The 14,732-nt window shown below is 64.5% G+C and carries 11 protein-coding genes; 7 read left to right on the top strand and 4 right to left on the bottom strand.

The window, feature by feature from the left end; translation table 11 throughout:
• Nucleotides 1-143: 143 nt before the first annotated feature.
• From pcaD to MHM97_RS01820, 5 genes are all read left to right on the top strand, one after another.
• Nucleotides 144-935: a 3-oxoadipate enol-lactonase gene (gene pcaD, locus MHM97_RS01840; protein WP_239318911.1), complete on the top strand. Its 792-nt coding sequence runs from the start codon at nt 144-146 to the stop codon at nt 933-935.
• Nucleotides 928-1,656 carry an alpha/beta fold hydrolase gene (locus tag MHM97_RS01835; RefSeq protein ID WP_239318910.1) on the top strand — a complete coding sequence of 243 codons (729 nt, stop codon included), beginning with the start codon at nt 928-930 and terminating at the stop codon, nt 1,654-1,656. The genes pcaD and MHM97_RS01835 overlap by 8 nt, the downstream gene beginning before the upstream one ends.
• 234 nt (nt 1,657-1,890) lie before the next feature.
• Nucleotides 1,891-2,982, top strand: a complete 1,092-nt coding sequence (locus tag MHM97_RS01830; protein ID WP_239318908.1) for an alcohol dehydrogenase catalytic domain-containing protein — start codon at nt 1,891-1,893, stop codon at nt 2,980-2,982.
• Between the two features lie 124 nt (nt 2,983-3,106).
• A complete protein-coding gene (locus MHM97_RS01825) occupies nt 3,107-4,345 on the top strand; it encodes a mandelate racemase/muconate lactonizing enzyme family protein (RefSeq protein WP_239318906.1) in 1,239 nt (412 codons plus the stop codon).
• 476 nt (nt 4,346-4,821) lie between these two features.
• Entirely contained in the window at nt 4,822-5,136 is a 315-nt protein-coding gene (locus tag MHM97_RS01820; RefSeq protein WP_239318904.1) for an ArsR/SmtB family transcription factor, read from the top strand.
• A gap of 34 nt (nt 5,137-5,170) precedes the next feature.
• On the opposite strand, the gene MHM97_RS01815 is transcribed toward MHM97_RS01820, so the two are convergent.
• Together MHM97_RS01815 and MHM97_RS01810 are read right to left on the bottom strand one after the other, a co-directional pair.
• The gene (locus tag MHM97_RS01815; RefSeq protein WP_239318903.1) at nt 5,171-6,019 is read right to left on the bottom strand and encodes a fumarylacetoacetate hydrolase family protein; all 849 of its coding nucleotides are present in this window, start codon (nt 6,017-6,019) and stop codon (nt 5,171-5,173) included.
• 98 nt (nt 6,020-6,117) lie between these two features.
• Nucleotides 6,118-9,084 (bottom strand): ABC transporter transmembrane domain-containing protein, encoded by a 2,967-nt coding sequence (locus MHM97_RS01810; RefSeq protein ID WP_239319211.1) that lies wholly within the window; start codon nt 9,082-9,084, stop codon nt 6,118-6,120.
• Between the two features lie 322 nt (nt 9,085-9,406).
• Between MHM97_RS01810 and MHM97_RS01805 the strand changes: the two genes are divergently transcribed.
• Nucleotides 9,407-9,796, top strand: a complete 390-nt coding sequence (locus MHM97_RS01805) for a DUF3307 domain-containing protein (protein ID WP_239318900.1) — start codon at nt 9,407-9,409, stop codon at nt 9,794-9,796.
• A 72-nt stretch (nt 9,797-9,868) separates the two neighbouring features.
• Here the strand turns inward: MHM97_RS01805 and MHM97_RS01800 are convergent, their stop codons facing one another.
• Nucleotides 9,869-10,459 (bottom strand): type 1 glutamine amidotransferase family protein, encoded by a 591-nt coding sequence (locus MHM97_RS01800; protein ID WP_239318899.1) that lies wholly within the window; start codon nt 10,457-10,459, stop codon nt 9,869-9,871.
• Between the two features lie 132 nt (nt 10,460-10,591).
• Nucleotides 10,592-11,050, bottom strand: a complete 459-nt coding sequence (locus MHM97_RS01795; protein WP_239318898.1) for an Lrp/AsnC family transcriptional regulator — start codon at nt 11,048-11,050, stop codon at nt 10,592-10,594.
• Nucleotides 11,051-11,217: 167 nt separating this feature from the next.
• Here MHM97_RS01795 and MHM97_RS01790 point away from each other — a divergent pair, with 167 nt between their 5' ends.
• Nucleotides 11,218-14,637, top strand: coding sequence for an indolepyruvate ferredoxin oxidoreductase family protein (locus MHM97_RS01790; protein ID WP_239318897.1), 3,420 nt, complete (start codon nt 11,218-11,220; stop codon nt 14,635-14,637).
• Nucleotides 14,638-14,732: the final 95 nt, after the last annotated feature.

Genomic DNA, 14,732 nt, shown 5'->3' with positions numbered 1-14,732 from the left:
CCTGCCGTGCTTGTGCAACCGTCATTCGAGGTGTCCGGGTCGCTGGCCACTTCTGACAGATCCGGCTAGGGTCGGGGACCTCACCCCACCCTGATCGGACCCGGCGTCCGGTCCGCACAGCGCAGAACCAAAGAGCCCCACCCATGCCCCTCGCAGACCTCGGCGACGTCCAGTTGAACTACACCCTACGCGGTCCGGAGACGGCCCCACCGGTGGTGTTTGCCCATGCGCTTGGCACCGATCAGCACATCTGGGATCGCGTCATCGAACTTCTGCCCGACGGCCTGCGCATCCTGACCTTCGACCTGCGCGGTCACGGAGGGTCCTCGGTGCCCGACGGTCCCTACTCCATGGGCACGCTGGTGCGCGATACGGAACGATTGATGGAGTTCTGCGAGATCCGCGACAGCCTCTTTGTTGGCCTCTCCATCGGCGGCATGATCGCCCAGGGTCTTGCGGTCAAACGGCTGGATCAGATCCGGGCGCTGGTGCTGTCGAACACCGCCGCAAAGATCGGCACGCCAGAAATCTGGCAGCGCCGGATGGCGGCGATCCGCAGCGGCGGCATGACCGCCATAAGCACAGACACCATGCAGCGCTGGTTCCCCCGGGCCTATGTGAAATCCGGTGCCCACGCCCCGACACAGGCACAGATCGAGAGCTGCCCGCCGGAAGGATATCTGGGCTGCTGCGCCGCCATCGCCGGAACCGATTTCTACACGCCGACCTCCGGCCTGCGGCTCCCAGCCCTCGGGATTGCCGGCTCCGAGGACAGCTCGACGCCGCCGGATCTGGTGCGCGAGACCGTCGATCTGATCCCCGGCTCGCAGTTCACCCTGTTGCGCCGGACCGGGCATGTGCCGCCCATCGACCAGCCCGAAACCTATGCCGAACGGCTCACACATTTCATGCAGGAGATCGCTCACCTTGGCTGATATTCTTCTCGTACACGGGTCCTGCCACGGCGCCTGGTGCTGGCGCGACCTGATCCCGGCTCTGACCGCATATGGCCATACCGTGCGCACCATCGACCTGCCCGGCCACGGCGACGGGCGTTCGCCGGCAGATGTCAGCCTGGACGACAGCTGCCGGGCAGTGGCCGCCCAGATCACGCCCGACACAATTGTCGTCGGACACTCCTGGGCCGGTTTTCCAATCACCGGTGCCGTGGCCCACGCCTGCCCACGCGGGCTGATCTACCTCTGCGCCTATGTCCCGATCTCCGGCATGTCGCTGATCGACATGCGCCGGGCCGGTCCACGCCAGACCATCGGCAGCGCCGCGGTCAAATCCGAGGACGGGCACAGCTATACAATCCACCCGGATGCTGCGCCGGAGCTGTTCTATCACGACTGCCCGCCCGACGCGGTGTCTTTCGCGCTGGACCATATCTGCCCGCAGCCGATCCGGCCACAGGCGACGCCCCTCACCGTTCCCGACCGCTGGAGCAGCCTGCCCAAGCACTACATCCGCTGTACACAGGACCGGACCATCCCGCCGGAGTATCAGGCCAGCATGACTGCGGACTGGCCGGACGCGCAGGTCCATGTTCTGGACAGCGCTCACTCCCCGTTCTTCGCCGCGCCTGGCCCGCTGGCCAGATTGATCGACCAGATCACGGCCAATATCCCGGACCCGTCGGAGCCGCGACGTTAAGGGAACACCCGCCGTTCGGGAAGGCGTGCACGCGGGCCGGATCACCGCGTGTTCGCCTCCCCCAAGCTGCGCCATGCCCCGCACCGCTCCCCGGGCCCGGCGGCCCCGTTCGGCGCGCCTCTCCAACGTCCCACCCGATGCCGTAGCGTAAAACCGACACTTCAGCGCCGTTTTCCGCATTGCAGTGCACCAGAGCGCCCGTCACCCTGACCTCAACCGACGAGGAGACGAACCATGCAGTTGATCAAGGCCGCAGTGTGCCACACACATGGCGCCCCGCTTGTGATCGAAGAAATCCGGATCGCACCACCCGGAGCGGGCGAAGTCGAAGTCACCCTCGATGCCGTCGCGATCTGCCATAGCGACATCTCCTATGCCGACGGGGCCTGGGGCGGCTCCCTGCCTGCGGTCTTCGGACATGAGGCCGCCGGTCGCGTCACCGCGGTTGGCGCCGGTGTCGAAGGGTTCGCCCCCGGCGATGATGTGATCGTGACCCTGATCCGGGCCTGCGGCAGCTGCCCCACATGTGCCGCGGGTCGCCCCGTCAACTGTGCCACGCCCCGGGACGGGACCGACGGGCCGCTCACCACCGCGGAGGGACGCCCCATGCTTCAGGCGATGGACTGCGGTGCATTTGCCGAAAAGGTCGTGGTCAGCGCCCGACAGATCGTGAAGATCCCCGCGCAGATCCCGAAGGACGTGGCGGCGCTGATCTCCTGTGGCGTGATCACCGGCATCGGCGGAGCGGTCAACACCGCCCATCTGAGAGCCGGCGAGGACGTGGTGGTCATCGGCGCCGGCGGCGTCGGGCTCAACGCGATCCAGGGTGCGCGCATCGCCGGCGCCCGCCGTATCGTGGCGGTCGACATGAGTTCCGAAAAGCTCGCGATTGCACGGGAGTTCGGCGCAACCCACGGCATCCTCGCAACCGAGCCGAAACCCTGGCGCGCTGCCTTCGAGGCGCTCGGCGGGAAGGGCGCGGAAGTTGTGCTGATTACCGTCGGCGCCATTCCCGCCTACGAGCAGGCCCCCCGCTATCTCGGAGCGGGGGGACGCGCGGTGATGATCGGAATGCCGCACTCCGGCCAGACGGCCCGCTACGAACCCGTGGTGATGGCCGCCCTGGGCCAGGGGTTTCTAGGCTCCAAGATGGGAGATGTGGTGATCCAGCGGGACGTGCCCTGGATCGTCGATCTCTACCAGCAGGGCCGCCTGAAGCTGGACGAACTGATCTCGGGGCGCTGGTCGCTGGCGCAGATCAACGACGCCATCGCCGATACCAGAACCGGCAGCGCCAAACGCAATGTGATCCTTTTCGACCGCTGAGGATTGCAACCTGACGCAGGGATCCGGGCCACCAGGCCCGGACCCGCGCGCGCCGGGGCCTCGATGGCCCCGGCGCGCGCTCCCGCCTCCACCCGATCTGCAGACCATCAAAGGACCGAGAGATATGAAACTCCAGGACCTCGACATCATCATCACCGCGCCCCCCGCTCCGGGCTGGGGCGGGCGCTACTGGATTCTCGTCAAACTCACCACCGACACCGGCATTACCGGCTGGGGGGAATGCTATGCCTCCACTGTCGGCCCCAAGGCAATGACCGCCGTGATCGAGGACGTCTTTGCCCGCCATATGCAGGGTGAAAACCCCGAGAACATCGAGCTGATGTTCCGCCGGGCCTATTCCTCCGGCTTCACCCAACGCCCGGATCCAACCGTGATGGGAGCTTTCTCCGGTCTCGAAATCGCCTGCTGGGACATCCTCGGCAAGGATCGCGACCGACCGGTGCATGCACTGCTCGGGGGGCGGATGAACGACCGTATCCGCGCCTATACCTACCTCTACCCCTTGCCGCACCACGATATCAGCACCTTCTGGACCTCCCCCGAAATGGCCGCCGACTCCGCCCGCGATGCCGTCGCGCGCGGATATACGGCGGTGAAATTCGATCCCGCCGGCCCCTACACGATCCGCGGCGGCCACATGCCTGCCATGTCGGACATCAGCCTCTCGGTCGCCTTCTGCAAGGCGATCCGCGACGCGGTTGGCGACAGGGCAGATCTCCTGTTCGGCACCCATGGCCAGTTCAACACCGCAGGCGCAATCCGCATGGGCCAGGCGCTCGAACCCTATAGCCCGCTCTGGTACGAAGAACCCACCCCGCCGGATATGGTCGAGGACATGGCCCGCGTAGCCAGACAGGTCCGCATCCCGGTTTCCGCCGGGGAACGCCTGTCCACCAAGGCCGAATTCGGCGCGCTGCTGCGGGCCGGTGCCGCGGAAATCCTGCAACCCGCACTCGGACGCGCCGGCGGGATCTGGGAAATGAAGAAAGTCGCCGCCATGGCCGAAGTGTTCAATGCCCAGATGGCGCCACATCTCTACGCCGGGCCGGTGGAATGGGCGGCCAATATCCAGTTCGCCGCCTCCATCCCCAACCTTCTGATGGCGGAAACCATCGAAACCCCCTTTCACGATGCGCTGATCAAATCCTCGATCCAGGTCGAACAGGGCTATGTCACGCCGCCAACCTCGGCGGGCCTCGGCATCGAGGTGGACGAGGACCTCGCCCGCGCGCATCCGTTTACCGGCGACGACCTGCACCTCAACATGCAGGAAGCGCCCTGCGACTATGCAAACGGCAATGCGTTTCAGGGGGGCGCTCCGGTTCTGGACGGCGACACCTAGCGGTTCCCCTGGACCGCAGGTCCCCCAGCGCCACACGCAGCGCCGGTACCACTGCACCGGTACAACCGCACCGACGCATCAGCCCTGCCCCTCCCAAACCAGCCGGCGGACCAGCAACAGTCCGCCGGCTGCCGCGCACAGCGCCTGATTCCCGCATGTACCCAGACAGGCAATGCCCCGCTCGGGTGGCCCCGCACCAGTCGCAACCTTGCGCCCGGAGCCTGTCCTCACGGCGACGTGTCTGGACATTTCCAGCGCATTGCCGCTAGGACATCTTTTCCAACCTCGCCAGATCCGGCGAGGCGTTCCCGCAAAAAGTGAGCGGAGGTTTGCTAAAATGAATAAATATTTGCCAAAACTCTTGCGATCCCCCTACAAGACGTGAACTTACTCTAGTTAGCGTCAGCCCAATGGCCTGACACACTCAGCCTGCGCCCGTGCAGGATCAACGACGGCCCCGAGAGTAGACCCTGACCATGACTGAAACACTGGACATGCCCGCCCCCGACATGGCAGATCGCGCGTCTGACGCTGCAACCCTGTTGAAAGCCCTGGCGCATGAGGGACGCCTGATGATCCTGTGCTATCTCGCCGGCGAGCAGGAGCTTTCGGTGGGCGCACTTGAAGACAGGCTGGGCAAGCGGCAGGCCGCGGTCAGCCAGCTGCTCTCCCGCCTGCGCGAAGATCGGCTGGTTGTGGCCCGGCGCGAAGGCAAGACGGTCTATTATTCCCTTGCCGACGGACCGGCCACAAGCATCCTCAATACCCTGCAGGACATCTATTGCAGCTGACGGGGCCGCGCCGCGCGGGCGCGGTGCCCCGGGTTTATTGGTCGGCGCGCAGGTTTTGCCGCTGACGGCCAAGCCCCTGAATTTCCAGCTCCATAACATCGCCCTCCTGAAGAAAGATCGGCGTGGGCTTCTGCCCCATGCCGACCCCGGGCGGGGTTCCGGTGGCGATGACATCCCCGGGATGCAGCGTCATCAGCTGGCTGAGATGGCTGATGATCTCGGCCACGGAAAAGATCATCCGGCTGGTATGCCCGGTCTGCATCCGCTGGCCGTTCACATCGCATGACAGGTCGAGCGCCTGAGGGTCGGGCACCTCATCAGCGGTGACCAGCCACGGACCGATGGGGCCAAAGGTGTCGCAGCTCTTGCCCTTGGTCCACTGCCCGGTCAATTGCATCTGGAAGTCGCGTTCCGAGACATCATTCACAACGCAATAACCCGCCACATGGTCCAACGCGTCTTCCACTGTGACGTATTTTGCCGCCTGACCGATCACCACGCCCAGCTCGACTTCCCAATCCGTCGCCTTCGACCCTCGGGGAATGCACACGTCATCGCAGGCGCCTATGATCGCCGAATTTGCTTTCATGAAAAGAATGGGGTGTGCCGGGGGGGACGCCCCCACTTCCTGGGCATGATCGGAATAGTTGAGTCCGATGCAGAGGAACTTGCCGATACCCCCGACACAGGGCGCATAGTCGAGCGCCCCCTCCAGTTCGGGCAGCGCGCGCGCATCCAGTGCCGCGATCGCCGCCAGCACAGATGGGTTCAGCGTCTCCGGCGTGACATCCGCGACATGCTGGGCCAGATCCCGGGGCACCCCCTCCGAGTCGATCAAGCCGGGGCGGACCCCTTCGGCGGTCCGGTAGCGAAACAGTTTCATGCGTTCTCTCCCTGATTTTCATTGGTATGTTTGGCCCGCCTGAGCGGCCCGCCTGGCACCCCGGAGGGCCGCCTGTCGCATCACGCCGGATCGCAATCTCAGCTGGAGACGTATCCCGCGACCACCTGCAACAGCTTGAAGGCCGTATTGGCATCATTCTCCACCACGGCGAGGAACTCCTCCTCACCGATCCGCAGGCAGGTCAGGTCGCTCTCTGCGACCATCGACAGGGCGCGGGGCTCCTTGCGGATCAGGCCAAGCTCTCCGACCAGCCGCCCCGGCCCGACCCGTGCGATCATCTGCGCCTGCGTGCCGTCGTCATCGGACGGCAGGTAGAGCCCCGCCTCGCCCTCGATGATCATATAGGCCCCATCGGTGGCCGCATCGTCCTTGTGGAACACGGCAGTGCCCGGTGCCGCCTCATACCAGCGCGCGCCAAAGGCCAGCAGCCGCAGCTGGCGGCGGTTGAGGCCGGAGAACAGCTCTGTGGTTTCCAGCGCGCGCAGCTTGCGCGACAGATCCGCCGCCGAGGCGCTGTCCTCGTCGCCAGTCTCCCGGTCGTCGGCGCGTTCGTCCTTCAGGCGTCCTTGCCGCAGCTCGAAATAGTGATCGAACCGATCCGGGTCGCGGAACGCCGGTTCAAGGAAGATCAGCGTGGTGTGCGGCAGCAGCTCGCGCAGATTGTCCTGCATGGCGCGGCGGGTGTCGCGATCAAAACTGGCCAGGGCGCTGTCTAGGATGAGCACATCCGGGCGCTTGATCGACGCGCGGCAAAAGGCCAGCGGCTCGGCAAAGCTCTGCCCCAGCCCCTGCCCGCCGACGGACACCGGCAGGTCGAAGATCAGCTCCACCACCATTTCGCGCACGCCGGCCTCGTCGATCACCTCGGCAACCGCCTTACGCAGATCCTCGGCCCGCGCGCCGGCGCTGTCGGAAATCTTGCCGAAGATGGCGTTCTCCAGCACGGTGAAGCCGGGCGCGAAATCGCCCTCGTAGAGCGGGACAAAAATATCGTCGAGCGTGTCCAGAAGCTCGCGCCCGTGGCTGTCGCGCAGGGACAGGATGCGGTCCTCGATCTCGGTGCTGAATGCCGGCCCCAGCGACTCGGCGGAAATCGAGAAGGGCACGATCATCATCTGCGCCAGCTCCTCCGGCTCCAGCGCCTCGGTGCCCTTGGATTTCACCTTTTGCAGCAATTGCAGTGCCGCCTCATAGTCCGAGGCCTCCAGCCCCAGCTTGCGGAACAACGGATGCACGGTGCCGTCCATGCCAAAGATCTGCCGCAGCATTTCCAGCACGTCCTGCGCCAGCATCACCAGGTCCTTGTCGAGCCCGATACGGCGCACCGTCTCCAGAAAGTCGCTCTGCCGTCGCAACAGCTCGTAGGTGATCGGCACCGAGCGCGTCGCATAGAGCAGGTTCTCCACCACCGGCAACGCGGGGTTATACTGTTCGCGATTGTTGAAATGGGCAAAGGCATCCAGCCCCGCATCCATCAGCGCCAGCTGCACATGCGGGCGCAGCTTCACCAACGCATCGGCCAGTTTCGGATGCTCCGCCCGGTCAAAGATCTGGTCCATGCCCCGCCGCAGCAGCGCCGTGTCAGAGCCGATGCCCTCGACGATGCGCAACCACCAGTCGCGCAGCTCCTCCGGCTTCTCGAACCCGGCAATGCGCGGATCGACCCAGTTCACATCAAAGGGATCGGGGCTGTTGCCCGCACGGATGGCATCGCGCTGGACGCGTGGATCGGAAGGATCCTCCAACGGGCGCACCCGCAGTGGCATCAGCACGTTTTCCCCGAATGACCCCTGGAACAGCGCCGGGCGCGAGGTGGCATGGCCGACCCGCGTTGCCAGCACCATCTGGTGCAGTTCGCGAATGTTGTGTCCGGCCAGGGTCACCGTGCCCGATGCGGGCAGCACCTCACGGGTCAGAACCTCCGCCAGGGCGCGGCGATCCTCTTCGGACGGCGCGGCGATACCGATCAACTCGCCCTTGGGGAAGGTCGCCGTCAGCTCCTCCAGCACCAGATTGCCATCCGCATCGCGCACGCTGACGCCATCCAGCACGATGTCGCCGTCCAGATGCGGCAACGTCTCCGGCTCGCCCTGCATCAGGCGCTCATCCACCATGTCCGGCGGCGCGAACCGCTCCAGGATCACCTCCCAGCGCAGCGCCATGTCCTGGGTCTGGTTGTAATAGGTCAGCAGTTCCTTCCACGGCGAGGCAAGGTCCTTGTAGGCCGCCAGGGCCGCAACCAGCGCCCCGAGCGAGACCTTCCCCTCCAGCACCAGATAGCCGCCGACCGCGTAGAAGAAGAACGGCGTCAGCTGGGTGATGAAGTTGTTGAGGAACTTCATGAAGAACTTTTTCTGATAGATCTCGAAACGGATCTCGTAGAGGCGGCCCAGCCGATCCGTCACCCGCGCCATGCGGTAGCGCCAGCCACCGTTCACCCGCAGCGTCGCCGCCCCGGCGGCGCTTTCGCCGATTTCCGAGGCCAGCGCCCGCACCTGCTGGATGCGCTTCTTGTTGAGCTTGTTGATCCGCCGCTGCAACAGCGGGATCAGCCAGCCCTGCAAGGGTATGAGGGCCACCGCGGCAAGACCGAACCAGACATTCTGCGCAAACAGAAAATAGAGGATGGTCAGCATCTGGCCGGCCTGGAGCACCGGCTGACTGACCGCATCCCCCATCAGCCCGCCCATGGGCTCGGATTCGGAGGTGATCATCGACACCAGTTCGCCCTGGCTGGTGCGCTCGAAATAGGGCTGCGGAAACCGCAACACCCGCGCGATCAGACTGTAGCGAAACCGGCGCAGCATACGCTCTGCCAGCACACCTTTCATGGTGTTGATGCGCATCTTGGTCAGCCCATGCGCCAGCACCGCAAGCAGAAAGGCACCGCAAAGCAGCCACAGGTAGGTGAGCTGATCCACCTGATGGCCCCAGACCTCGACCACGGAGCTCTGCGCCCCGATGGCGTCATTGATGATCCGCTTGGGCAGCTCCAGCGTCAGATAGAGCAGCGGGAACAGACAGGCCGTGACCACCAGGAGAATCAGCTGGTCGCGCTTGGAGTACTTCCAGATGAATTGGAAAAGCGAGCGTTCTATGGGAGGAGCTCCAAAGATCAGGTGACAGGACGCGGCCTGTAGGATGTGACGGTTATTATGCAGTGTTTTGCCATGGGTAGCGCGGTTTGACCATGGCAGGCAATGGCGCAGGCACGGGCGCGATCCCAGCCTAGAAAGCTGGCTGGAACGCGTCTGTGAGCTATGTCACAGACAGTCGAATGCGGTATTTGCGATACAGGACAAACACCGTAAGGTCCGCCGGGGTAACATGCCCGCGCGAAACGCAACTGCAAGAGGAGCGCCTGTTTTGCCTCAGAATGTCGGGATCGTCCTGCTGCTGATCTGCCTGCTCGAGGTCAAGCATATGTTTGCCGACTTCTACCTGCAGACCAAAAAGATGCTGTCAGGCCGGTGCCAGTATTTTCATCCAGGCCGGGCGCAGCATGCGGGCGTCCATGCTCTGGCCTCCGTGGTTGTCCTGTTCATTGTCGGCAGTCCCCCATGGTTCATCGTTGCCGTCTGTGCCGCGGAATGGGTGATCCACTTCAATATCGACTTCTGGAAGGCGCATCACACAGAGTGCCACAAGCTCGACCCGACCCAGGGGGCATTCTGGCGCGCCATGGGCACCGATCAACTGCTGCATCACCTGACCTACGTGGGCATGGCCGCGGCCTGGGCAATGGTCTCGTTCTGACACCTCGCCCCGCGGCCGGATCATCGGGCCGCAGATCCTGTGTGCCTGACCCTCCCGCCCGCAGCGCCCCGGTCAGGAGACCGGCACCGGCCCTGCCTTGTGCTCTGCGCCGAGCATCGACTTCAACTGATGCACGGTCTCCAGCGGGATATCGACGGCGGTCATGATCTCGGCAGCAAAGCTCACCGGTGCCGTGCCCGCCGCAGTGATCACCCCGCCATCGGAAACGCCCGTGGCTTGGTCCACATAGTGTGCCGCGCCCGCATAGCTGTCGGCGTGGGTGCCGAGAAACGCCGGATCATTCGATGTATGGCGCCGCGCATTCAACAATCCGGCGCGCGCCAGCGCCAGAGTTCCACCGCAGATCCCCGCGATCACCGTGCCGCGCCCATGCAGGTCTTGCAGCCACGCGGACAGCTCCGGCGCGTTCGGTTGCTCCCAGATCGTGCCGCCGATCACCACCAACGCCTCCGGGTTCCAGGACGCCAGCGCCTCACATCCGTCCTGCACCCGCGCCACCAGACCGCCCATCGAGGTCACCACGCCGGGCTCGGGGGCTACATAGCGGATCTCAAGACCGAAGTAGCCCTGTCCGAGGCCGCACAAGACACCATATTCCCAATCCGCAAACCCCTGCGTCAGCAGCACCGCAACCCTGGCCATCGCTTCACTCCTCGCTTCACCACGACTCGGAACGTATCGGGAACATACAGGTAGCACAACCGGAAACCCAGCCCCGCGCATGCCCGCACCCCCGCACGAGGCGTCGCAAAGTGGGACGTCGCACAGCCGCGCTCAGGGCACCACTGGGGTATCCCGCTTGATCGTTTTCAGGATGACATGGGTTTGCGCGCTGGCCACCCCCGCCAGCTGAAACAGGAACTGCTCCAGAAACTGGTTGTAGGCTTCCAGATCCGGCGCCAGCACCCGCAAATGATAGTCCGCCTGTCCGGTGGTCGCATAGCAGTCGACCACATGTGGATTGGCCTCCACCGCATGGATGAACTCGGTCAGATGCTCGGGCGCGTGCCGCGTCAGATTGACCTGTACCAGCGCCTCGAATCCCAATCCAACCGCCTTGGGCACCACCACGGCCCCATAGCGGTCGATCACACCGGCCTCTTCCAGCGCGCGCACCCGACGCCAGAGCGCCGAGGGCGACATACCAACCGCATCGGCCAGATCGGCGTTCGACATGCGGCAATCCTCTTGTAGCAGCGTCAGAATACGACGATCGCGGTCATCCAGCTTCATCGACGTGGAACTCCTGTTCAGAAAATCGGCCTCACGCGGACAGTTTATCCACATAACTGCAAGGAAGCACCATATCTGGCAAGTTTTTTCGCCGAACGGGGCGTATCATTGCATCGCCGAGCCATCCCCGCCCGATTGCCATGCCCGATAGCCACGAAGGAGCCGACATGACCGAGCTGTCCCACGCGTTTGACACGTACCAGCTGGAGGACCGCTACGCCCGCACCGAAGGCCGCGTATTCCTGACCGGAACACAAGCCCTCGCCCGGATCATGTTGGACCAATCCCGCCGCGACCGCGCCGCCGGGCTGAACACCGCCGGGTTTGTCTCCGGCTATCGCGGCTCTCCCCTTGGCGGTGTCGATCTGGAATTCTGGCGCGCCCGCGACCGGATGAGCGAGGCCGGCATCACCTTCATGCCCGCCGTCAACGAGGACCTTGGCGCAACGGCCGTTCTGGGCGCGCAACAGGCCATTCTTGATCCCGACTGCGAGGTCGAGGGCGTGTTTTCCATGTGGTACGGCAAGGGCCCCGGCGTGGACCGCTCCGGCGATGCGCTGAAACACGGCAATGCCTACGGATCATCGCCGAAAGGCGGCGTTCTGGTTGTGGCGGGCGATGACCACGGCTGTGTCTCCTCCTCCATGCCGCATCAGTCGGATGTGGCCTTCATGTCGTGGTTCATGCCGGTCCTGAACCCGGCCGATGTGGGCGAATACCTGTCCTTTGGCGAATACGGCATCGCGCTGTCGCGCTATTCCGGCACTTGGGTGGGGTTCAAGGCCGTCTCGGAAACCGTGGAAAGTGGCCGCTCGGTCGAGCTGCCCAAGGACCGCACCTTCACCCTGCCCGATCTGCCGGACCATCCCGGCGGGCTGCACATCCGGTCGTCCGACCTGCCCAGCCCCGAGATCGAGACCCGCATTCGCGCCAAGCTTCAGGCCGTGCGCGCCTTTGCCGAGGCCAACCCGATCGACCGCCGCATCTACGATCTGCCCGAGGCGCGCTTTGGCATCGTCACCACCGGCAAGGGGCATCTCGACCTGATGGAGGCGCTGCGTCTGCTGGATCTGGACGAGGACGCCTGCCGCAGCCTGGGCATCGACATCTACAAGGTTGGCATGGTCTGGCCGCTGGCCCGCGCCGAAGCGCTGCGTTTTGTGAACGGCAAGGAAGAAGTGCTGGTCATCGAGGAAAAACGCGGCATCATCGAGAGCCAGTTCAAGGAGTATTTCTACGACTGGCCCGGCGACAAGCCCAAGAAAATGGTCGGCAAATACCACGCCGCAGGCGAACCGCTGATCCCATGGGTGGGCGAGTTGAGCCCCTTGATGCTGGTGCCCGTGGTGGCCGAACGTCTTGACCGGTTCTTCCCGGAACTGAACCTGCGCGACAAGGCGCGCGCCCTGACCGAACAGCCGCCCAACCTTTTGAACATCCCCGGCGCAACCCGCACGCCCTATTTCTGCTCGGGCTGCCCGCATAACACCTCCACCAAGATCCCCGAAGGCTCCACTGCCAACTCCGGGATCGGCTGTCACGTCATGGCCTCCTGGATGGGGCGCGACACCGCAGGCTATGCGCAGATGGGCGGCGAAGGCGTGCCGCATCTGGTCGCGTCCAAGTACAACGGCGGCAAACATGTGTTCCAGAACCTTGGCGAAGGCACATGGTATCACTCCGGCTCCCTCGCCATCCGTCAGGCGGTGGCAGCGGGCGCCAATATCACCTTCAAGGTGCTCTATAACGATGCGGTGGCTATGACCGGCGGTCAGCCCGTGGACGGCCCGGTCTCGGTCGCCGGCATCGCGCAGGCCGGGCGCGCCGAAGGCGTGGAGCGCATCGCGCTGATCTCTGATGATATCGGTAAATTCACCCGTAGCGACTTCCCGGCTGGCACGTCTTTTCATGATCGCGCCGACCTCGATCTGGTCCAGCGCCAGCTGCGCGAGATCAAGGGCGTCACCCTCCTGATCTACGAGCAAACCTGCGCCACCGAGAAACGTCGCCGCCGCAAACGCGGCAAGATGGAAGACCCCAGGCGCTTTGCCTATATCAACGATCTGGTCTGTGAAGGCTGCGGCGATTGTTCCGTCGAGAGCAACTGCCTGAGCGTCGAACCCAAGGAGACCCCCTTTGGCCGCAAGCGCAAGATCAACCTCTCCAGTTGCAACAAGGATTTCTCCTGCCTCAATGGCTTCTGCCCCAGCTTCGTGACGGTTGAGGGCGCAACCCGGCGCAAGAAGGAACTGCACGATCTGGACGCCCAGCAGCTCACCGCCGATCTGCCCGCACCCGACCTGCCTGCGCTGGGGAAACCCTTTGACCTCTTGGTCACCGGCGTTGGCGGCACCGGTGTGGTCACGGTGGGCGCGCTCATCACCATGGCCGCCCATCTGGAGGGCAAAGGCGCATCGGTACTTGATTTCACAGGCTTTGCGCAGAAATTCGGCACCGTCCTCAGCTACATCCGCCTCGCCAAATCCCCGGATGAGGTCCATCAGGTGCGCACCGATCTGAGCGCGGCGGACGCGGTGATCGCCTGCGACGCGGTGGTCTCCTCCGCGCCCAAGGCCTCTGCGCATTATCGCGAAGGCAGCCGGGTGGCGCTGAACCTTGCCGAAATGCCCACCGGCGATATCGTTCTGCGCCGCGACGCCACACTCGACATCCCCGCCCGCGCCCGCGCGGTCGCCTCGGTGGTCGGTACCGAGAACATCACAGCCCTCAATGCAAACGCCATTGCCGAAACACTTCTGGGCGATGCGGTGCTGGCCAATGTCATCATGCTGGGGTTCTCATGGCAGCAAGGTCTGGTGCCCGTCAGCCTCACCGCCTTGCAACAGGCCATTGTGCTGAACGGCGTCGCGATCGAGAAAAACCAGCTCGCCTTCGCCATTGGGCGCGCCATGGCCGCCGCACCGGACCGCCTGAAATCCCACTACAGTGAGGACACGCCAGAGGAAGAAACGCTGGAGCAGCTCATCGACCGCCGCGCCGCATTCCTGACCTCCTACCAGAACGCAGCCTACGCCAAGTCCTACACGGATCGCCTGAAGCGCCTGCACACAGCACTGCCCGCGGATCAGGCCGACGCGCTCACGGCCACAGCCGCCCGCAGCCTCTTTAAACTCATGGCCTATAAGGACGAGTTCGAAGTGGCCCGCCTGATGAGCGCCGACAGTTTCAAGGCCGAACTCGACCGCGAATTCGACGGCAACTTCACCGTCAAATACCACATGGCCCCGCCGCTCTTGAACTTCAAAACCGATGCCCGGGGCCGCCCCGCCAAACGCGCGCTTGGGGCTTGGATGACACCGGTGCTGTCCTTGCTGGCCAAAGGCAAGACCCTCCGACAGTCACCGCTCAACCCCTTCGCCTATCACGCTGAGGCCCGCATGCACCGCGATCTCAGGGAGTGGTTCCAGAACCTGATCGACGACATCATTGCCCACCCCGCAGCCCTGGCACCCGACACGCTGGACACCATCCTCAAAGCCCCGATGGAAATCCGCGGCTATGGCCCGGTGCGCGAAGAGGCCGCCCGCAGGGTGAAGGCCCAGGTCGACGCCCTGCGCATAACCTGACCGCTTTCACCTTTTCCAAAATACCTCCCGCCGGAGGCCACGGCCCTGTCCTCTTTTGGGGGCAGGGCTCAACCTGCCGCGCGTCAGCGCGCCCG

Origin of the sequence: Epibacterium sp. Ofav1-8, from assembly GCF_022348185.1 — a bacterium.
Lineage (GTDB): Bacteria > Pseudomonadota > Alphaproteobacteria > Rhodobacterales > Rhodobacteraceae > Epibacterium.
This window is presented reverse-complemented; position numbering and strand designations above follow the sequence as displayed.